This window comes from Pseudomonas sp. SJZ074 (assembly GCF_007828215.1).
GTDB lineage: Bacteria > Pseudomonadota > Gammaproteobacteria > Pseudomonadales > Pseudomonadaceae > Aquipseudomonas.
Genome location: NZ_VIUE01000027.1, coordinates 1 through 19,373, shown reverse-complemented (window position 1 = coordinate 19,373; position 19,373 = coordinate 1). Strand labels below are relative to the sequence as shown.

Annotated in this window: 31 protein-coding genes and 1 pseudogene; 1 reads left to right on the top strand and 31 read right to left on the bottom strand. The window is 56.4% G+C overall.

All coding sequences use genetic code 11. The annotated features are described in order from the left end of the window. Positions 1–103: 103 nt before the first annotated feature. Positions 104–2,938: an excinuclease ABC subunit UvrA gene (gene uvrA / locus FBX99_RS23035; protein WP_144930522.1), complete on the top strand. Its 2,835-nt coding sequence runs from the start codon at positions 104–106 to the stop codon at positions 2,936–2,938. A 132-nt stretch (positions 2,939–3,070) separates the two neighbouring features. On the opposite strand, the gene bfr is transcribed toward uvrA, so the two are convergent. The 31 genes and pseudogenes from bfr to FBX99_RS22880 all read right to left on the bottom strand — a co-directional run. After that, positions 3,071–3,535: a bacterioferritin gene (gene bfr, locus FBX99_RS23030; RefSeq protein WP_024778335.1), complete on the bottom strand. Its 465-nt coding sequence runs from the start codon at positions 3,533–3,535 to the stop codon at positions 3,071–3,073. A gap of 158 nt (positions 3,536–3,693) precedes the next feature. Continuing rightward, complete coding sequence (locus FBX99_RS23025; protein ID WP_145133036.1) at positions 3,694–5,142, bottom strand: catalase; 1,449 nt, start codon at positions 5,140–5,142, stop codon at positions 3,694–3,696. Between the two features lie 221 nt (positions 5,143–5,363). Continuing rightward, a complete protein-coding gene (gene rplQ, locus FBX99_RS23020; protein ID WP_024778333.1) occupies positions 5,364–5,750 on the bottom strand; it encodes a 50S ribosomal protein L17 in 387 nt (128 codons plus the stop codon). A 42-nt stretch (positions 5,751–5,792) separates the two neighbouring features. Continuing rightward, positions 5,793–6,794, bottom strand: coding sequence for a DNA-directed RNA polymerase subunit alpha (rpoA, locus tag FBX99_RS23015; RefSeq protein WP_003186012.1), 1,002 nt, complete (start codon positions 6,792–6,794; stop codon positions 5,793–5,795). Positions 6,795–6,816: 22 nt separating this feature from the next. Next, positions 6,817–7,437 carry a 30S ribosomal protein S4 gene (gene rpsD, locus FBX99_RS23010; protein WP_003176404.1) on the bottom strand — a complete coding sequence of 207 codons (621 nt, stop codon included), beginning with the start codon at positions 7,435–7,437 and terminating at the stop codon, positions 6,817–6,819. An 18-nt stretch (positions 7,438–7,455) separates the two neighbouring features. Next, positions 7,456–7,845 carry a 30S ribosomal protein S11 gene (gene rpsK, locus FBX99_RS23005; protein ID WP_002555466.1) on the bottom strand — a complete coding sequence of 130 codons (390 nt, stop codon included), beginning with the start codon at positions 7,843–7,845 and terminating at the stop codon, positions 7,456–7,458. A 30-nt stretch (positions 7,846–7,875) separates the two neighbouring features. Beyond that, positions 7,876–8,232 carry a 30S ribosomal protein S13 gene (gene rpsM, locus FBX99_RS23000; RefSeq protein WP_024778332.1) on the bottom strand — a complete coding sequence of 119 codons (357 nt, stop codon included), beginning with the start codon at positions 8,230–8,232 and terminating at the stop codon, positions 7,876–7,878. A gap of 130 nt (positions 8,233–8,362) precedes the next feature. Further along, a complete protein-coding gene (gene rpmJ / locus FBX99_RS22995) occupies positions 8,363–8,479 on the bottom strand; it encodes a 50S ribosomal protein L36 (RefSeq protein ID WP_002555468.1) in 117 nt (38 codons plus the stop codon). 30 nt (positions 8,480–8,509) lie between these two features. Then, positions 8,510–9,838 (bottom strand): preprotein translocase subunit SecY, encoded by a 1,329-nt coding sequence (gene secY / locus FBX99_RS22990; protein WP_047702779.1) that lies wholly within the window; start codon positions 9,836–9,838, stop codon positions 8,510–8,512. Next, positions 9,839–10,276 (bottom strand): 50S ribosomal protein L15, encoded by a 438-nt coding sequence (rplO, locus tag FBX99_RS22985; RefSeq protein WP_003186032.1) that lies wholly within the window; start codon positions 10,274–10,276, stop codon positions 9,839–9,841. 3 nt (positions 10,277–10,279) lie between these two features. Next, positions 10,280–10,456, bottom strand: coding sequence for a 50S ribosomal protein L30 (gene rpmD, locus FBX99_RS22980; protein WP_003176408.1), 177 nt, complete (start codon positions 10,454–10,456; stop codon positions 10,280–10,282). 2 nt (positions 10,457–10,458) lie between these two features. Beyond that, on the bottom strand, positions 10,459–10,959 hold the full coding sequence (gene rpsE / locus FBX99_RS22975; protein WP_003186035.1) for a 30S ribosomal protein S5: 501 nt from the start codon (positions 10,957–10,959) through the stop codon (positions 10,459–10,461). Positions 10,960–10,962: 3 nt separating this feature from the next. Further along, positions 10,963–11,313, bottom strand: a complete 351-nt coding sequence (gene rplR / locus FBX99_RS22970) for a 50S ribosomal protein L18 (RefSeq protein WP_003186037.1) — start codon at positions 11,311–11,313, stop codon at positions 10,963–10,965. 10 nt (positions 11,314–11,323) lie between these two features. After that, positions 11,324–11,857, bottom strand: coding sequence for a 50S ribosomal protein L6 (gene rplF, locus FBX99_RS22965; protein ID WP_024077677.1), 534 nt, complete (start codon positions 11,855–11,857; stop codon positions 11,324–11,326). A 12-nt stretch (positions 11,858–11,869) separates the two neighbouring features. Then, a complete protein-coding gene (gene rpsH, locus FBX99_RS22960; protein WP_017848802.1) occupies positions 11,870–12,262 on the bottom strand; it encodes a 30S ribosomal protein S8 in 393 nt (130 codons plus the stop codon). Between the two features lie 209 nt (positions 12,263–12,471). Further along, entirely contained in the window at positions 12,472–12,777 is a 306-nt protein-coding gene (rpsN, locus tag FBX99_RS22955; RefSeq protein WP_003186042.1) for a 30S ribosomal protein S14, read from the bottom strand. A 13-nt stretch (positions 12,778–12,790) separates the two neighbouring features. Continuing rightward, positions 12,791–13,330, bottom strand: coding sequence for a 50S ribosomal protein L5 (gene rplE, locus FBX99_RS22950; RefSeq protein ID WP_024778330.1), 540 nt, complete (start codon positions 13,328–13,330; stop codon positions 12,791–12,793). A 20-nt stretch (positions 13,331–13,350) separates the two neighbouring features. Further along, complete coding sequence (gene rplX, locus FBX99_RS22945) at positions 13,351–13,665, bottom strand: 50S ribosomal protein L24 (RefSeq protein ID WP_003186046.1); 315 nt, start codon at positions 13,663–13,665, stop codon at positions 13,351–13,353. 11 nt (positions 13,666–13,676) lie between these two features. Beyond that, the gene (rplN, locus tag FBX99_RS22940) at positions 13,677–14,045 is read right to left on the bottom strand and encodes a 50S ribosomal protein L14 (RefSeq protein WP_024778329.1); all 369 of its coding nucleotides are present in this window, start codon (positions 14,043–14,045) and stop codon (positions 13,677–13,679) included. A gap of 23 nt (positions 14,046–14,068) precedes the next feature. Further along, positions 14,069–14,335, bottom strand: coding sequence for a 30S ribosomal protein S17 (gene rpsQ, locus FBX99_RS22935; protein ID WP_003194644.1), 267 nt, complete (start codon positions 14,333–14,335; stop codon positions 14,069–14,071). Positions 14,336–14,337: 2 nt separating this feature from the next. Continuing rightward, positions 14,338–14,529, bottom strand: coding sequence for a 50S ribosomal protein L29 (gene rpmC / locus FBX99_RS22930; protein ID WP_002555481.1), 192 nt, complete (start codon positions 14,527–14,529; stop codon positions 14,338–14,340). Next, positions 14,529–14,942, bottom strand: coding sequence for a 50S ribosomal protein L16 (rplP, locus tag FBX99_RS22925; RefSeq protein WP_003186052.1), 414 nt, complete (start codon positions 14,940–14,942; stop codon positions 14,529–14,531). Before rplP ends, rpmC begins: the two co-directional genes overlap by 1 nt. 12 nt (positions 14,943–14,954) lie before the next feature. Continuing rightward, complete coding sequence (gene rpsC / locus FBX99_RS22920; RefSeq protein ID WP_024778328.1) at positions 14,955–15,641, bottom strand: 30S ribosomal protein S3; 687 nt, start codon at positions 15,639–15,641, stop codon at positions 14,955–14,957. Between the two features lie 13 nt (positions 15,642–15,654). Then, on the bottom strand, positions 15,655–15,987 hold the full coding sequence (rplV, locus tag FBX99_RS22915; RefSeq protein ID WP_003103908.1) for a 50S ribosomal protein L22: 333 nt from the start codon (positions 15,985–15,987) through the stop codon (positions 15,655–15,657). An 11-nt stretch (positions 15,988–15,998) separates the two neighbouring features. Next, entirely contained in the window at positions 15,999–16,274 is a 276-nt protein-coding gene (gene rpsS / locus FBX99_RS22910) for a 30S ribosomal protein S19 (protein WP_002555486.1), read from the bottom strand. Positions 16,275–16,290: 16 nt separating this feature from the next. After that, positions 16,291–17,115 (bottom strand): 50S ribosomal protein L2, encoded by an 825-nt coding sequence (rplB, locus tag FBX99_RS22905; protein ID WP_007924198.1) that lies wholly within the window; start codon positions 17,113–17,115, stop codon positions 16,291–16,293. Between the two features lie 14 nt (positions 17,116–17,129). After that, positions 17,130–17,429, bottom strand: a complete 300-nt coding sequence (gene rplW / locus FBX99_RS22900; RefSeq protein WP_145133034.1) for a 50S ribosomal protein L23 — start codon at positions 17,427–17,429, stop codon at positions 17,130–17,132. Continuing rightward, positions 17,426–18,028: a 50S ribosomal protein L4 gene (gene rplD, locus FBX99_RS22895; protein ID WP_003186057.1), complete on the bottom strand. Its 603-nt coding sequence runs from the start codon at positions 18,026–18,028 to the stop codon at positions 17,426–17,428. The genes rplW and rplD overlap by 4 nt, the downstream gene beginning before the upstream one ends. Before the next feature lie 12 nt (positions 18,029–18,040). After that, positions 18,041–18,676 carry a 50S ribosomal protein L3 gene (gene rplC / locus FBX99_RS22890; RefSeq protein WP_024778327.1) on the bottom strand — a complete coding sequence of 212 codons (636 nt, stop codon included), beginning with the start codon at positions 18,674–18,676 and terminating at the stop codon, positions 18,041–18,043. 80 nt (positions 18,677–18,756) lie between these two features. Next, complete coding sequence (gene rpsJ / locus FBX99_RS22885; protein WP_003186070.1) at positions 18,757–19,068, bottom strand: 30S ribosomal protein S10; 312 nt, start codon at positions 19,066–19,068, stop codon at positions 18,757–18,759. 155 nt (positions 19,069–19,223) lie between these two features. After that, positions 19,224–19,373: pseudogene (locus FBX99_RS22880) on the bottom strand (elongation factor Tu); the annotation flags it as partial.

Genomic DNA, 19,373 nt, shown 5'->3' with positions numbered 1-19,373 from the left:
GCAGTCTTCATGTATGGCTGCCATCGCACGCTCAATAGTGTTTATCCATCCAGTATTTGCCCGTATACTCCTACGTTTTCGACGCCCGCCGAGCGAGGCCATTTTGGACAAGATCCTGATTCGTGGGGCCCGCACCCACAACCTGAAGAACATCGACCTGACCCTGCCCCGGGACAAGCTGATCGTCATCACCGGCCTGTCCGGATCCGGCAAATCATCGCTGGCCTTCGATACCCTGTACGCCGAAGGCCAGCGACGCTATGTCGAATCGTTGTCGGCCTACGCCCGGCAGTTCCTGTCAATGATGGAAAAACCGGACGTCGACACCATCGAAGGCCTGTCGCCGGCGATCTCCATCGAACAGAAGTCCACCTCCCATAACCCCCGATCGACGGTCGGCACCATCACCGAGATCTACGACTACCTGCGCCTGCTGTATGCGCGGGTCGGCATTCCCCGCTGCCCCGACCACGACATTCCCCTGGAAGCCCAGACCGTCAGCCAGATGGTCGACCTGGTGCTGGCCCAGCCGGAAGGCAGCAAGTTAATGCTGCTCGCGCCGGTCATTCGCGAGCGCAAGGGCGAGCACCTGCTGGTGTTCGAAGAATTGCGGGCCCAGGGCTTCGTGCGGGCCCGGGTCAATGGCAAGCTCTGCGAACTCGACGAACTGCCGAAGCTGGACAAACAGAAGAAGCATTCGATCGATGTGGTGGTCGACCGCTTCAAGGTCCGGGCCGATCTGCAGCAGCGGCTGGCCGAATCCTTCGAGACCGCGCTGAAACTGGCTGACGGCATCGCTCTGGTGGCGCCGATGGACGACGAGCCCGGCGAGGAAATCATTTTCTCGGCACGTTTCGCCTGCCCGGTCTGCGGCCACGCCATCAGCGAGCTGGAACCCAAGCTGTTTTCCTTCAACAACCCGGCCGGTGCCTGCCCGACCTGCGATGGCCTGGGGGTCAAGCAGTTCTTCGACACCAAGCGCCTGGTCAACGGCGAACTGACCCTGGCCGAAGGCGCGATTCGCGGCTGGGACAGGCGCAATGTCTATTACTTCCAGATGCTCGGATCGTTGGCGGCCCATTACAAGTTTAGTCTGGACAAGCCCTTCAACGAACTGCCCGCCGACCAGCAGAAATACATCCTGCATGGCAGCGGTTCGCAGAACGTCGACTTCAAATACCTGAACGACCGAGGCGATATCGTCAAGCGCTCCCACCCGTTCGAAGGCATCGTGCCAAACCTCGAGCGGCGCTACCGCGAGACTGAATCGGCCAGCGTGCGCGAAGAACTGGCCAAGTTCCTCAGCACCCAGCCCTGCCCTGATTGCCGCGGTACCCGCCTGCGTCGCGAAGCACGGCATGTATGGGTCGGCGAGAAGACATTGCCGGCAGTGACCAACCTGCCGATCGGCGATGCCACCGATTACTTCGCCGGCTTGAAGCTCACCGGCCGCCGGGGCGAAATCGCCGACAAGATCCTCAAGGAAATCAGCGAGCGTCTGCAATTCCTGGTGAACGTCGGCCTGGATTACCTCACCCTCGACCGCAGCGCAGACACGTTGTCCGGCGGCGAAGCCCAGCGTATCCGCCTGGCGAGCCAGATCGGCGCCGGCCTGGTGGGAGTGATGTACATCCTCGACGAACCGTCCATTGGCCTGCACCAGCGGGACAACGACCGGCTGCTCGGCACCCTCAAGCACCTGCGGGACATCGGCAACACGGTGATCGTGGTCGAGCATGACGAAGACGCGATCCGCCTGGCTGATTACGTCGTGGACATCGGCCCGGGTGCCGGCGTGCATGGCGGGCATATCGTCGCCCAGGGCACCGCCGCCGAAGTCATGGCGCACCCCGACTCCCTGACCGGCAAATATCTGTCGGGGCGGGTGAAGATCAAGGTCCCGGCCAAACGAACGCCGCGCAACAAGAAGCTGTCGCTGACCCTCAAGGGCGCCCGCGGCAACAACTTGCGCAACGTCGATCTGGAAATCCCGATTGGTTTGCTGACCTGCGTCACCGGCGTGTCCGGCTCGGGCAAATCGACTCTGATCAACAATACTCTGTTCCCCCTCAGTGCCACGGCCCTGAACGGCGCGACGACCCTGGAAGCCGCCGCTCACGACAGCATCAAGGGCCTGGAACATCTGGACAAGGTCGTCGACATCGACCAGAGCCCGATCGGCCGTACACCGCGCTCCAACCCGGCGACCTACACCGGGTTGTTCACGCCGATCCGCGAGTTGTTCGCCGGCGTGCCGGAATCCCGCTCCCGGGGCTACGGTCCGGGACGGTTCTCGTTCAACGTCAAGGGTGGGCGCTGCGAAGCCTGCCAGGGCGACGGCCTGATCAAGGTGGAAATGCACTTCCTGCCGGACATCTACGTGCCTTGCGATGTGTGCAAGAGCAAGCGCTACAACCGCGAGACCCTTGAGATCAAATACAAGGGCAAGAACATCCATGAAACCCTCGAGATGACCATCGAGGAGGCCCGGGAGTTCTTCGACGCGGTGCCGGCCCTGGCGCGCAAGCTGCAGACGTTGATGGATGTCGGCCTGTCGTACATCAAGCTTGGCCAATCGGCGACGACGCTGTCCGGCGGCGAAGCCCAGCGGGTCAAGCTGTCCCGCGAGCTATCCAAGCGCGACACCGGCAAGACGCTGTACATCCTCGACGAGCCGACCACCGGCCTGCACTTTGCCGATATCCAGCAATTGCTCGACGTGCTGCATCGTCTCCGCGACCACGGCAACACCGTGGTGGTGATCGAACACAACCTGGACGTGATCAAGACCGCCGACTGGCTGGTAGACCTGGGACCGGAAGGCGGCTCCAAGGGCGGCCAGATCATCGCGGTGGGTACGCCTGAGCAAGTCGCCGGGATGAAGCAGTCCCACACAGGGCACTACCTGAAACCGTTGCTGGAGCGCGATCGGGACTGATCAATCCCAAGGCATGAAAAAGCCCCTGTCATCTCATCGATGGCAGGGGCTTTTGCTTTTCTGTGGGAGCGAGCCTGCTCGCGATAGCGGTGGGTCAGGTTGCGTTTATGTAACGGTTAATCGCTCTCGCGATCAGAACTGCGATTGCAGGTAATTCTCCAACCCGATCAACTTGATCAACCCCAACTGCTTCTCAAGCCAGTAGGTATGGTCTTCCTCAGTGTCATTGAGCTGAACACGCAGGATTTCGCGGGTGACATAGTCGTTGTGCTGTTCGCACAGCTCGATCCCCTTGCACAGCGCGGCCCGGACCTTGTATTCCAGGCGCAGGTCGGCAGCAAGCATGTCGGGTACGGTGGTGCCGATGTCCAGGTCGTCCGGGCGCATGCGCGGCGTACCTTCGAGCATCAGGATGCGACGCATCAACGCATCGGCATGCTGTGCTTCTTCTTCCATTTCATGGTTGATACGTTCGTAGAGCTCGGTAAACCCCCAATCCTCATACATCCGCGAATGGATGAAATATTGATCACGGGCTGCCAGTTCGCCTGTCAGCAGCGTGTTGAGGTAATCGATTACGTCCGGGTGACCTTGCATCGCCCTACATCTCCACAAGCCTTGAAAGACTCTAGTTTGAACCAAGCCGGCCGCCAGGTCACGGCACTATCGCAATAAATGCGAAGAAAATCCGAGAAAACCAGGTTAAATAACGCAAAAACCGCCCAAATGAGGGCGGTTCTGCTTCTCGTTTAGACTTAGTTAAGCTGTACGCCCAACGCTTTTGCGATACCTTCTCCATAAGCGGCGTCCGCCTTGAAGAAATGCTGCAATTGACGGTCGACGACATCCGCCGATACCCCACCCATCGCACCAGCTATGTTGCTGATCAGCAGGGCCTGCTGCTCGCTGTTCATCAGGCGGAACAGCGCACCGGCATGGCTGTAGTAGTCAGTGTCTTCCCGATGATCGTAACGATCCGCCGCCCCAGTGAGGGCCAGGGCAGGTTCCGCGTAATGCGGGGCTTGCTTCGGCGACTCGACGTAGCTATTGGGCTCGTAGTTCGGTGCTGCCCCGCCATTGCTGCCAAACGCCATGGCTCCGTCGCGCTGGTAGGTATTGACCGGACTGCGCGGTGCATTCACCGGCAATTGCTGGTGATTGGTGCCGATACGGTAGCGGTGCGCATCGGCGTAGGCGAACACACGACCTTGCAGCATGCGGTCCGGCGACAGGCCTACGCCTGGCACCATGTTGCTCGGCCCGAACGCCGCCTGTTCCACTTCGGCAAAGTAGTTCAGCGGGTTGCGGTTGAGTTCGAGCTCCCCGACTTCAATCAACGGAAATTCTTTCTGCGACCAGGTCTTGGTCACGTCGAACGGATTCTCGTAATGAGCAGCAGCCTGGGCTTCAGTCATGATCTGGATGCAAACGCTCCATTTCGGGAAATCACCTCGCTCAATGGCATTGAACAAGTCACGCTGGGCATAGTCCGGGTCGGTGCCCGCCAAGCGCGCGGCTTCAGCCGGCGCCAGGTTCTTGATGCCTTGCTTGGTCTTGTAGTGCCACTTTACCCAGTGCCGCTCGCCTTGGGCGTTGATCAGACTATAGGTGTGACTGCCGAAGCCGTGCATGTGACGGTAGCCGTCAGGAATGCCGCGGTCGGAAAACAGGATGGTGATCTGGTGCAAGGCTTCTGGGGAATGAGACCAGAAATCCCACATCGCTTGGGCGCTTTTCAGATTGCTTTGGGGCAGACGCTTCTGGGTATGGATAAAGTCCGGAAATTTCAGCGGATCACGAATGAAGAAGACTGGTGTGTTATTGCCGACAATGTCCCAGTTGCCTTCTTCGGTATAGAACTTCAGGGCGAAACCACGGGGATCGCGTTCGGTGTCGGCAGATCCACGCTCGCCACCCACGGTGGAAAAGCGCAGGAACGTTGGCGTCTGCTTGCCGACCGAATCGAACAACTTGGCGCTGGTGTACTGGGTGATGTCACGGGTGACCGTGAACGTACCGTAGGCGCCTGAACCCTTGGCGTGTACACGGCGCTCAGGGATGTTCTCGCGGTTGAAGTGAGCAAGTTTTTCGATGAGATGGAAATCGTCGAGTAACAGCGGGCCCCGTGGGCCAGCGGAGCGAGAATTCTGGTTATCGGCGACAGGAGCGCCGCTTGCGGTCGTAAGCGTTTTGATCTGGCTCATGCTCAATCTTCCTCGGTCGGTCTTCGAACTGCCGGCTAATCGGCTGGAAAGGAGTATTGAACATGTTAGTGACAGTATCCAAATTTATTAAATCATGGGCATCGATAGTCATTATCTAACGCGACCCTATTGCCAATAGCGAAGCCGACCACAACGGCTCTTTCATTTTCATCAGGCACAAAAAACCGGGCACTAGGCCCGGTTCTTTGTATATTGCCGTCTTACTCAGCGGATACAGCTTCACCGCCGGTAGCACGATCAACCAACTCGACGTACGCCATAGGCGCGTTGTCGCCAGCGCGGAAACCGCACTTGAGGATGCGCAGGTAGCCACCCTCACGGGTAGCGTAACGCTTGCCCAGGTCGTTGAAGAGCTTACCAACGATAGCTTTCGAACGAGTACGGTCGAAAGCCAGGCGGCGGTTAGCCAGGCTATCTGTCTTGGCCAGAGTGATCAGCGGCTCAGCAACGCGACGCAGTTCTTTGGCTTTCGGCAGTGTAGTTTTGATCAGCTCGTGCTCGAACAGCGACACCGCCATGTTTTGGAACATGGCCTTGCGGTGCGAGCTGGTGCGGCTCAGGTGACGACCACTTTTACGATGACGCATGGTTCATTCCTTACCAAACACAACGTTCGGTGATTACGACGATCAGGCAGTCGCCTTGTCGTCCTTCTTAAGACTTGCAGGCGGCCAGTTGTCGAGGCGCATGCCGAGGGACAGACCGCGGGAGGCCAGAACGTCCTTGATTTCAGTCAAGGATTTCTTGCCAAGGTTCGGAGTCTTCAACAGCTCTACTTCGGTACGCTGAATCAGGTCGCCGATGTAGTAGATGTTTTCCGCCTTAAGGCAGTTAGCCGAACGTACAGTCAGTTCCAGATCGTCAACCGGGCGAAGCAGGATCGGATCGATCTCGTCTTCCTGCTCGACAACCACTGGCTCACTGTCACCCTTGAGGTCGACGAACGCAGCCAACTGCTGTTGCAGGATGGTTGCAGCGCGGCGGATAGCCTCTTCAGGATCCAGGGTACCGTTGGTTTCCAGATCAATAACCAGCTTGTCCAGGTTGGTACGCTGCTCGACACGGGCGTTTTCCACCACGTATGCGATGCGGCGAACCGGGCTGAACGAAGAGTCGAGCTGCAAGCGACCGATGCTGCGGCTTTCGTCTTCATCGCTCTGACGCGAGTCTGCCGGTTCATAACCACGACCACGAGCTACGGTGAGCTTCATGTTCAGGGCGCCGTTAGACGCCAGGTTAGCGATTACGTGATCGGGGTTAACGATCTCGACATCATGATCCAGCTGAATATCGGCAGCGGTAACCACCCCCGAACCCTTCTTCGACAAGGTCAGCGTAACTTCGTCACGACCGTGCAGCTTGATAGCCAGACCTTTAAGGTTCAACAGGATTTCAATGACATCTTCCTGTACGCCTTCGATGGCGCTGTACTCGTGGAGTACACCGTCAATCTCGGCCTCGACTACTGCACAGCCGGGCATTGAGGACAACAGGATGCGGCGCAGCGCGTTGCCCAGGGTGTGGCCGAAACCACGCTCGAGAGGCTCGAGAGTGATCTTGGCGCGGGTTGGACTGACAACCTGCACATCAATATGGCGGGGTGTCAGGAACTCATTTACCGAAATCTGCATGGATGCACCTATTTTCTAGCCCTTACTTGGAGTAGAGCTCGACAATCAGGCTTTCGTTGATGTCGGCGGACAGATCACTGCGAGCTGGAACGTTCTTGAAAACGCCCGACTTCTTCTCAGTGTCTACTTCTACCCATTCTACGCGGCCACGTTGGGCACACAGATCGAGAGCTTGGACAATGCGAAGTTGGTTCTTTGCTTTCTCGCGAACAGCAACCACGTCACCAGCACGAACCTGGTAGGACGGAACGTTTACGGTCTGACCGTTAACGCTGATCGACTTGTGCGATACCAGCTGACGGGATTCGGCACGAGTAGAACCGAAACCCATACGGTATACAACGTTGTCCAGACGGCATTCGAGCAGCTGCAACAGGTTTTCGCCGGTTGCGCCTTTCTTGCCAGCAGCTTCTTTGTAGTAGCCGCTGAATTGACGCTCGAGAACGCCGTAGATACGACGGACCTTCTGCTTTTCACGCAGTTGGGTGCCGTAGTCGGACTGGCGACCGCGGCGCTGGCCGTGGATACCAGGTGCTGCTTCGATGTTGCACTTCGATTCGATCGCGCGCACGCCGCTCTTCAGGAAGAGATCGGTGCCTTCGCGACGAGCGAGTTTGCATTTTGGACCAATGTAACGAGCCATTCTTTACAATCTCCTGGATTACACGCGGCGCTTCTTCGGCGGACGGCACCCGTTGTGCGGGATTGGCGTCACGTCGGTGATGCTGGCGATCTTGTAGCCACAGCCGTTCAAAGCACGAACTGCGGATTCACGACCTGGACCTGGACCCTTGACGTTGACGTCGAGGTTTTTCAGGCCGTATTCCAGCGCAGCTTGACCAGCACGCTCAGCAGCTACTTGAGCAGCGAACGGGGTGGACTTGCGGGAACCGCGGAAACCCGAACCACCGGAGGTAGCCCAGGAAAGAGCGTTACCTTGACGGTCGGTAATGGTCACGATGGTATTGTTAAAAGAAGCATGGATGTGGGCGATGCCATCAACCACTGTCTTTTTAACTTTTTTACGAGGACGAGCAGCAGGTTTTGCCATGATTAAATTCCTGTCGATTCGCTGGGGCGATTACTTGCGGATCGGCTTACGCGGACCTTTACGGGTACGCGCGTTGGTCTTGGTACGCTGACCGCGTACTGGCAGACCACGACGATGACGCAGACCGCGATAGCAACCGAGGTCCATCAAGCGCTTGATTTTCATGTTGACTTCGCGACGCAGGTCACCTTCAGTGGTGAACTTCGCCACTTCGCCACGCAGCTGTTCAATCTGCTCGTCGCTCAGATCTTTGATCTTTGCCGCTGGGTTGACCCCAGCCACTGCACAAATTTTCTGTGCAGTAGTGCGACCAACACCATAGATGTAGGTCAGCGAGATAACAGTATGCTTGTTATCTGGAATGTTGACGCCTGCAATACGGGCCATTCAGTGGGACTCCAATTGACAGCTACCTACGCCCCGGAAGCCAAGAAATAGGGCGCGAGATAATATCGCTGTAATAACAAATAATCAACCCGGCAGCGCACTAGCTGCCGGGCTTAAAGCACAATCACACTCAGCCTTGGCGCTGTTTGTGACGCGGTTCCGCGCTGCAAATTACTCGAACAACACCTTCGCGGCGAATAATCTTGCAGTTACGGCACAGCTTTTTCACCGATGCACGAACTTTCATCACCAACTCCTCGAACCTTATGGACGCTACTCAGCGCAGCATGCCGCTGCCGTAGCCCTTCAGGTTGGCTTTCTTCATCAGGGATTCGTACTGGTGCGAAACGAGGTGCGATTGTACTTGGGACATGAAGTCCATCACAACCACGACCACGATCAGCAACGAGGTCCCGCCAAGGTAGAACGGTACGTTTGCTGCAACCACCAGGAACTGGGGCAACAGGCAGACGGCCGTCATGTAAAGAGCACCGAACATGGTCAAGCGAGTCAGAACGCCATCAATGTAGCGCGCAGACTGCTCACCTGGACGGATGCCCGGAATAAAGGCACCGGACTTCTTCAGGTTTTCCGCTACGTCTTTCGGATTGAACATCAACGCCGTATAGAAGAAGCAGAAGAAAATAATCCCTGCACTAAACAGCAGAATATTCAACGGCTGACCAGGAGCGATCGACTGCGAGAGGTCCTGCAACCAGCCCATACCTTCAGACTGGCCGAACCAGGCACCCAACGAAGCCGGGAACAGCAAGATGCTGCTCGCGAAAATAGCCGGGATAACGCCGGCCATGTTCACCTTCAACGGCAAGTGGCTGGTCTGCGCAGCAAATACCTTGCGGCCTTGCTGACGCTTGGCGTAGTGAACAGCAATACGACGCTGACCACGCTCAATGAACACCACGAAACCGATAATCGCTACTGCCAGCAAACCGATGGCAACCAGGGCGAAAATGTTGATATCACCCTGACGCGCAGACTCGAAAGACTGCCCGATCGCTCTCGGAAGACCGGCGACGATACCTGCGAAGATCAACATCGAGATACCGTTGCCAACACCACGCTCAGTAATCTGCTCACCCAACCACATCATGAACATCGCACCCGCCACAAACGTGGTAACCGCGACGAAATAGAAGCTGAGGTCAGCATTGAACGAAACGCCCTGCCCTGCCAGGCCAATGGACATGCCAATGGCCTGGACGAGAGCGAGTACGACAGTGCCGTAGCGGGTGTACTGGCTGATCTTGCGACGGCCAGCTTCACCTTCCTTCTTCAACTGCTCCAACTGCGGGCTGACGGCAGTCATCAGTTGCATGATGATCGATGCCGAGATGTACGGCATGATCCCCAATGCAAAGATGCTCATCCGCTCCAGCGCGCCGCCGGAAAACATGTTGAACAAGCTAAGAATGGTCCCCTCATTCTGTCGAAACAGGTCTGCGAGTCGGTCCGGGTTGATACCTGGAACCGGGATGTGTGCGCCTATTCGGTAGACGATAATCGCCAGGAACAGAAAACGCAGACGAGCCCAGAGTTCAGACATACCGCCTTTGCCGAGCGCAGAGAGAGCACCTTGCTTAGCCATTTATTCCTCGAACTTGCCGCCAGCTGCTTCGATAGCCGCACGCGCACCTTTGGTGGCGCCGATTCCCTTTCCGATGGTGACAGCGCGAGCAACTTCGCCCGACAGCATGATTTTCACACGCTGTACGTTCTGGTTGATCACGTTGGCATCCTTCAGGGACTGCACGGTGACGATGTCGCCGTCCACTTTAGCCAGCTCGGACAGACGCACTTCTGCGCGGTCCATGGCCTTCAGGGAAACGAAACCGAACTTCGGCAGGCGACGATGCAGCGGCTGTTGACCGCCTTCAAAGCCTGGAGCAATGGTGCCACCGGAGCGGGAGGTCTGACCTTTGTGACCACGGCCACCGGTCTTGCCCAAACCACTACCGATACCACGGCCCGGACGATGCTTTTCGCGACGGGAACCCGGCGCTGGACTCAGATCATTGAGTTTCATCGATTAACCCTCGACACGCAGCATGTAGTAAGCCTTGTTGATCATCCCGCGATTCTCGGGAGTATCCTGGACTTCTACAGTGTGACCGATGCGACGCAGACCCAGACCCTTAACGCACAGTTTGTGGTTAGGGATGCGGCCGGTCATGCTTTTGATCAGCGTAACTTTTACGGTAGCCATGATCAGAAGATCTCCTTGACGCTTTTGCCACGCTTGGCGGCAATGGATTCAGGAGACTGCATCGCCTTCAAACCCTTGAAAGTGGCGTGGACCACGTTTACAGGGTTAGTCGAGCCGTAGCACTTGGCCAGAACGTTCTGAACGCCAGCAACTTCGAGGACAGCACGCATAGCGCCGCCTGCGATGATACCGGTACCTTCAGAAGCAGGCTGCATGTACACCTTCGAAGCGCCATGGGCGGACTTCATTGCGTACTGCAGGGTGGTGCCGTTCAGATCAACCTGGATCATGTTGCGGCGAGCAGCTTCCATTGCCTTCTGGATCGCAGCAGGCACTTCACGCGACTTGCCACGGCCGAAGCCAACACGGCCCTTACCATCACCAACCACGGTCAGCGCGGTGAAAGTGAAGATACGGCCGCCTTTAACGGTTTTGGCTACGCGGTTAACTTGAACCAGCTTCTCGATGTAGCCTTCGTCGCGCTTTTGGTCGTTATTTGACATAACTTAGAACTCCAGCCCAGCTTCACGAGCAGCATCAGCCAGCGCCTTGACGCGGCCGTGGTACTTGAAGCCAGAGCGGTCGAAAGCCACCTGCGAGACGCCAGCGGCTTTAGCACGCGTAGCGACCAGCTGGCCAACCTTAGTGGCCGCGTCGATGTTGCCGGTGGCACCATCACGCAGTTCTTTATCCAAAGTCGAGGCACTTGCCAGGACCTTGTTGCCGTCGGCCGAAATGACCTGGGCGTAGATGTGCTGCGAAGAGCGGAACACGCAGAGACGCACGACTTCGAGTTCGTGCATTTTCAGGCGTGCTTTGCGAGCGCGACGCAGTCGAGTAACTTTTTTGTCGGTCATTTGCTATGCCCTACTTCTTCTTGGCTTCTTTACGACGGACGACTTCGTCCGCGTAGCGCACACCCTTGCCTTTGTACGGCTCTGGTGGACGGAAGTCGCGGATCTCGGCGGCCACTTGACCTACCAGCTGCTTGTCGATGCCCTTGATCAGGATATCGGTCTGGCTAGGAGTCTCAGCGGTGATGCCTTCCGGCAGTTCGTAATCCACTGGGTGCGAGAAGCCAAGAGCCAGGTTCAGAACCGAGCCTTTTGCTTGCGCTTTGTAACCAACACCGACCAGCTGGAGCTTGCGCTCGAAGCCTTGGCTTACGCCTTGGACCATGTTGTTTACCAACGCACGAGTGGTACCAGCCATTGCGCGAGTCTGTTGATCGCCATTGCGAGCAGCGAAACGCAGCTCACCGGCTTCTTCAACGATCTCAACGGACGAATGGATGTTCAGTTCAAGAGTGCCCTTGGCACCCTTCACCGAAAGCTGTTGGCCTGCGAATTTGACTTCGACACCGGCTGGCAGCTTAACGGGGTTCTTAGCGACGCGAGACATGCTTATCCCCCCTTAGAACACAGTGCAAAGAACTTCGCCGCCGACACCGGCAGCGCGCGCAGCACGATCAGTCATCACACCTTTGTTGGTGGAGACGATAGACACGCCCAGACCGCCGCGAACTTTCGGCAGATCCTCGACGGACTTGTACTGACGCAGGCCTGGACGGCTAACGCGCTTCACTTCCTCGATGACCGGACGGCCTTCGAAGTATTTCAGCTCGATGGACAGCAGAGGCTTGATTTCGCTGCTGATCTGATAACCCGCGATGTAACCTTCGTCCTTCAGGACTTTTGCTACAGCCACCTTCAACGTGGAAGACGGCATGCTTACGACGGACTTTTCAGCCATCTGGGCATTACGGATTCGAGTTAGCATGTCCGCTAACGGGTCCTGCATACTCATGGGCTAGACGCTCCTAATGCAAAAAAATTAGCCTTGCGGCTACTACGTGTCACCGAGAAACTCCGGGCAAGAAAAACACGGGCTCAGGCGAGCCGGTCATTCTAGACACACCCCGGAAATGAATCAAGCCCCAAAAGGGGCTTGATTCTGCTTCAAGGTCACCGGCGGTCAGGATCCTGGGATCCCGAACACCGAGACGTTGACAGTGCTTACCAGCTGGCTTTAACCAGACCTGGAACGTCACCACGCATTGCAGCTTGGCGCAGCATGTTACGGCCGAGGCCGAACTTGCGGTATACGCCGTGCGGACGACCAGTCAGGCGGCAGCGGTTACGCATGCGCGAGGCGCTTGCGTCACGTGGCTGCTTCTGCAGGGCTACGGTCGCTTCCCAACGCGCTTCTGGACTTGCGTTCAGATCGACGATGATAGCTTTCAGCGCTGCACGCTTGGTGGCGTACTTGGCAACGGTGAGCTGACGCTTCAGCTCACGGTTCTTCATGCTCTTCTTGGCCATTTTCCTACTCCAATCAGTTGCGGAACGGGAATTTGAAAGCACGCAGCAGAGCGCGACCTTCGTCATCCGATTTGGCAGTGGTGGTCAGGGTAATGTCCAGACCGCGCAGAGCATCGATCTTGTCGTAATCGATTTCCGGGAAAATGATCTGCTCTTTCACGCCCATGCTGTAGTTGCCACGACCATCGAAGGACTTGGCATTCAGGCCGCGGAAGTCGCGAACCCGAGGCAGGGAGATCGACAGCAGACGATCCAGGAACTCGTACATACGATCGCGACGCAGGGTCACTTTGACACCGATCGGCCAACCTTCGCGGACTTTGAAGCCTGCGATGGATTTGCGAGCGTGAGTCACAACGACTTTCTGGCCGGTGATCTTCTCCAGGTCAGCTACCGCGTGCTCGATGACTTTCTTGTCACCGATCGCTTCGCCCAGACCCATGTTCAGGGTGATCTTGGTAATGCGCGGAACTTCCATCACGTTCGCCAGCTTAAGTTCTTCCTTAAGCTTCGGTGCGATTTCCTTCCGGTAAATCTCTTTCAGTCGTGCCATGGTCTTCTACCTAGCAGTGTTCAAGCATCAACCGCTTTTTGGGTCGACTTGAAGACACGAATTTTTTTGCCGTCTTCTACTTTGAAACCAACGCGGTCAGCCTTGTTGGTTTCGCCGTTGAAAATGGCGACGTTGGAAGCGTGCAGTGGCGCTTCTTTCTCGACGATACCGCCCTGTACGCCCGACATCGGGTTAGGCTTGGTATGGCGCTTGACCAGGTTCAGACCACCAACAACCAGACGGTTGTCAGCGAGAACCTTGAGCACCTTACCGCGCTTGCCCTTGTCTTTGCCGGCGATCACGATGATCTCGTCGTCACGACGAATCTTTTGCATGTCGGATCTCCTTACAGCACTTCTGGGGCGAGCGAGACGATCTTCATGAACTTCTCAGTACGAAGTTCACGGGTCACTGGCCCAAAGATACGGGTGCCGATTGGCTCTTGCTTGTTGTTCAGCAGAACAGCAGCGTTGCCATCAAAGCGGATGATGGAGCCGTCAGCGCGACGAACACCATGGCGAGTGCGGACTACAACAGCAGTCATCACTTGACCTTTCTTCACCTTACCGCGAGGAATTGCTTCCTTGACGGTAACTTTGATGATGTCGCCAATAGCAGCGTAACGACGATGGGAGCCACCCAGCACCTTGATGCACATAACGCGGCGAGCGCCGCTGTTATCGGCCACATCAAGCATGGATTGAGTCTGAATCATATAATTTCTCCGACCCCTAGCCCTTAGACTTCCACAGCGCGTTCGAGAACATCAACCAGCGCCCAAGATTTGGTCTTGGCCATCGGACGGGTTTCACGAATAGTGACCTTGTCGCCGATGTGGCATTGATTGGTTTCGTCGTGCGCGTGCAGCTTAGTCGAACGCTTAACGTATTTACCGTAGATCGGGTGCTTGACGCGACGCTCGATCAGAACGGTGATGGTTTTGTCCATCTTGTCGCTGACAACACGGCCAGTCAGCGTACGGACAGTTTTTTCGGCTTCAGCCATGATTACTTACCTGCCTGCTGGTTGAGCACAGTTTTCACGCGAGCGATGTCACGCTTAACTTGCGAGAGCAGATGAGACTGCCCCAACTGGCCAGTTGCTTTCTGCATACGCAGATTGAACTGGTCGCGCAGCAGGCCGAGCAGTTGCTCGTTCAGCTGCTGTGCTGATTTTTCACGAAGTTCATTCGCTTTCATCACATCACCGTCCGTTTAACAAAGGAGGTGGCGAGCGGCAGCTTTGCAGCAGCCAGGGCGAAAGCCTCACGCGCCAGCTCTTCAGAAACACCCTCGATTTCATACAGGACTTTGCCTGGCTGAATCTGGGCAACCCAGTACTCCACGTTGCCCTTACCTTTACCCATCCGAACTTCGAGTGGCTTCTTGGTGACAGGCTTGTCCGGGAATACACGGATCCAGATCTTGCCGCCACGTTTTACGTGACGGGTCAGAGCACGACGCGCTGACTCGATCTGACGAGCGGTGAGACGACCACGAGCAACAGACTTCAGCGCGAACTCGCCGAAGCTGACTTTGCTACCGCGCAATGCCAGGCCACGGTTGTGACCGGTCATCTGCTTGCGGAACTTCGTACGCTTTGGTTGCAACATTTGGCGTACCCCTTACTTAGCAGCTTTTTTACGAGGCGCTGGTGCTTGTGGTTTCAGCTCTTCTTGGCGACCACCAATTACTTCGCCTTTGAAGATCCAAACCTTTACACCGATCACACCGTAGGTGGTGTGAGCTTCGTAGTTGGCATAGTCGATGTCGGCACGCAGGGTGTGCAGTGGCACACGACCTTCGCGATACCATTCAGTACGTGCGATTTCAGCACCGCCGAGACGACCGCTCACTTGGATTTTGATGCCTTTGGCACCAATGCGAATGGCGTTCTGTACTGCACGCTTCATAGCGCGACGGAACATTACGCGACGCTCCAGCTGCTGAGCTACGCTCTGCGCAACCAGCATACCGTCGAGCTCCGGCTTGCGGATCTCTTCGATATTGATGTGCACAGGCACACCCATTTGCTTGGTCAGGTCCTGACGCAGTTTCTCAACATCTTCACCTTTCTTCCCGATAACGATACCTGGACGAGCGGTGTGGATGGTGATACGTGCAGTCTGAGCCGGACGATGGATATCGATACGGCTTACGGACGCGCTTTTTAGTTTGTCTTGGAGATACTCACGCACCTTCAGATCAGCGAACAAGTAGTCCGCATAAGTCCGACCGTCTGCGTACCAGACGGAGGTGTGCTCCTTGACGATTCCCAGGCGAATGCCAATGGGATGTACTTTCTGACCCATCTCTTCGACTCCGTTACTTGTCAGCAACCTTGACAGTGATATGGCAAGACCGCTTGACGATGCGATCAGCACGGCCTTTGGCACGTGGCATGATGCGCTTCAGCGAACGCCCTTCGTTGACGAAAACGGTGCTGACCTTCAGGTCATCAACGTCTGCGCCTTCGTTATGCTCGGCGTTGGCTACGGCCGACTCCAGCACTTTTTTCATGATCTCGGCGGCTTTCTTACTGCTGAAAGCCAACAGGTTGAGCGCCTCGCCCACCTTCTTCCCGCGGATCTGGTCGGCGACCAAGCGGGCTTTCTGGGCGGAGATTCGAGCGCCCGACAACTTAGCGGCTACTTCCATTTCCTTACCCCTTAACGCTTGGCTTTCTTGTCAGCCACGTGCCCACGGTATGTGCGGGTACCGGCGAACTCGCCCAGTTTGTGGCCGACCATGTCTTCGTTCACGAGAACTGGGACGTGCTGGCGACCGTTGTGTACTGCGATGGTCAGACCGACCATTTGTGGCAGGATCATCGAACGACGCGACCAGGTCTTAACTGGTTTGCGATCGTTCTTTTCCGCCGCCACTTCGATCTTCTTCAGTAGGTGAAGATCAATAAAAGGACCTTTTTTCAGAGAACGTGGCACTGTCGTATCCCTCTATTTACTTGCGACGACGGACGATCATTTTGTCGGTACGCTTATTACCACGAGTCTTCGCGCCCTTAGTCGGGAAGCCCCATGGCGATACCGGATGACGACCACCAGAGGTACGACCTTCACCACCACCATGTGGGTGGTCAACCGGGTTCATGGCAACACCACGAACGGTTGGGCGAACGCCACGCCAGCGCTTGGCACCAGCTTTACCCAACGAACGCAGGCTGTGCTCGGAGTTCGAGACCTCGCCCAGGGTCGCACGGCATTCAGCCAGTACTTTACGCATCTCACCAGAACGCAGACGCAGGGTCACGTAGACACCTTCACGAGCGATCAGCTGAGCCGAAGCACCAGCGGAACGAGCGATCTGTGCGCCTTTACCTGGCTTCAATTCGATGCCGTGTACGGTGCTACCAACTGGAATGTTACGCAGTTGCAGAGCGTTGCCCGGCTTGATCGGTGCCAGGGCACCTGCGATCAGCTGGTCGCCAGCACTCACGCCTTTAGGGGCGATGATGTAGCGACGCTCGCCATCTGCGTACAGCAGCAGAGCGATGTGAGCAGTACGGTTTGGATCGTATTCGATACGCTCGACGGTGGCAGCGATGCCATCCTTGTCGTTGCGACGGAAGTCGACCAGACGATAATGCTGCTTATGACCACCACCCACGTGACGTGTAGTGATACGGCCATTGTTGTTACGACCACCAGACTTCGATTTTTTCTCGAGCAGCGGTGCGTGAGGAGCGCCTTTATGCAGCTCCTGGTTGACCACCTTGACCACAAAACGGCGGCCAGGGGAAGTCGGTTTGCATTTAACGATTGCCATGATGCACCCCTTCCTTACTCAGCACTGCTGCTGAAATCGAGATCTTGGCCTGGCTGAAGGGAGATAACTGCCTTCTTCCAGTCATTACGCTTGCCCAGACCGCGAGCAGTGCGCTTGCTTTTACCCAGAACGGTCAGGGTAGTCACGCGCTCTACTTTCACGCTGAACAGGCTTTCGACGGCCTTCTTGATTTCCAGCTTGGTTGCGTCGGTAGCAACCTTGAAAACGAACTGGCCTTTCTTGTCTGCCAGAACCGTAGCCTTCTCGGAAACGTGCGGGCCAAGCAGAACTTTAAATACGCGTTCCTGGTTCATCCCAGCAGCTCCTCGAATTTCTTCACGGCCGACACGGTGATCAACACCTTGTCGTATGCGATCAGACTGACCGGATCGGAACCCTGTACGTCACGAACATCGACGTGCGGCAGGTTGCGAGCAGCCAGGTACAGGTTCTGATCAACAGCGTCAGACACGATCAGGACGTCAGTCAGGCCCATGCCGTTCAGCTTGTTCAGCAGATCTTTGGTTTTCGGTGCTTCAACAGCGAAGTCCTGAACCACGACCAGACGATCAGTACGCACCAGCTCAGCAAGGATGGAACGCATTGCTGCGCGATACATCTTCTTGTTCAGCTTCTGGGAGTGATCCTGAGGACGAGCTGCGAAAGTGGTACCGCCGCCGCGCCAGATTGGGCTACGGATAGTACCGGCACGAGCACGGCCAGTACCTTTCTGACGCCATGGGCGCTTACCGCCACCAGAAACGTCGGAACGGGTCTTTTGCTGCTTGCTACCTTGACGGCCGCCAGCCATGTAGGCCACGACTGCTTGGTGAACCAGCGTCTCGTTGAATTCGCCGCCAAATGTCAGTTCGGAAACTTCGATCGCTTGAGCGTCATTTACATTTAATTGCATGTCAGCTTCCCCTTAACCGCGAGCCTTGGCTGCTGGACGTACAACCACGTTGCCGCCAGTAGCGCCAGGAACAGCGCCCTTGACCAACAACAGATTGCGTTCAGCGTCCACGCGCACTACTTCGAGGGACTGCACGGTCACGCGCTCGGCGCCCATATGACCGGACATTTTCTTGCCCTTGAATACACGACCAGGAGTCTGGCACTGGCCGATAGAGCCTGGAACGCGGTGGGATACGGAGTTACCGTGGGTGTTATCTTGCCCGCGGAAGTTCCAACGCTTGATCGTACCCTGGAAGCCTTTACCTTTGGACTGACCGGTTACATCAACCAGTTGACCAGCAGCGAAGATTTCAGCTTTGATCAGATCGCCGGCCTGGTACTCGCCTTCTTCAAGGCGGAATTCCAGTACGGTACGACCAGCGGCAACGTTCGCCTTGGCGAAGTGGCCAGCCTGAGCAGCTGTTACACGCGAAGCGCGACGCTCGCCGACAGTGACTTGCACTGCACGATAGCCATCGGTCTCTTCAGTTTTGAACTGGGTGACGCGATTCGGCTCGATCTCAATGACCGTGACCGGAATGGAGACACCTTCTTCGGTGAAAATACGGGTCATACCGCATTTACGACCGACTACACCAATAGTCATGTTGTAAACCTCATGAGTGTACGGGGCTTTCACCCGCTATGGCCGCCCATTTCAGAGCGTTACACGACTAAGACCGAGTCTTAGCCGAGGCTGATCTGCACTTCCACACCGGCCGCAAGATCGAGCTTCATAAGTGCATCAACGGTTTTATCCGTTGGCTGGACGATGTCCAGAACGCGCTTATGAGTACGGATCTCGTACTGGTCACGCGCGTCTTTGTTGACGTGCGGGGAGACCAGAACAGTGAACCGCTCTTTACGGGTAGGCAGTGGAATTGGACCACGCACTTGAGCACCAGTACGTTTCGCGGTTTCCACGATTTCCTGGGTGGATTGGTCGATCAGGCGATGGTCAAAAGCCTTCAACCTGATACGGATTTGCTGATTTTGCATTGGATTTCAGACTCCGGCTGCTATTCCCACCGGGCGCAATACGCCCGTTAAAAGGAGGCGCAATTCTATAGACGCCCCTGATAGGTGTCAACCCAATAAAAAAGCCCCCGCTAAGCGGAGGCTTTTTCACTCATTGAGCTGACTCTGAAAGAGTCTTACTCGATGACTTTGGCTACGACGCCGGCGCCGACGGTACGACCGCCTTCACGGATAGCGAAACGCAGACCATCTTCCATCGCGATCGGCTTGATCAGGGTGACAGTCATCTGGATGTTGTCACCTGGCATTACCATTTCAACGCCTTC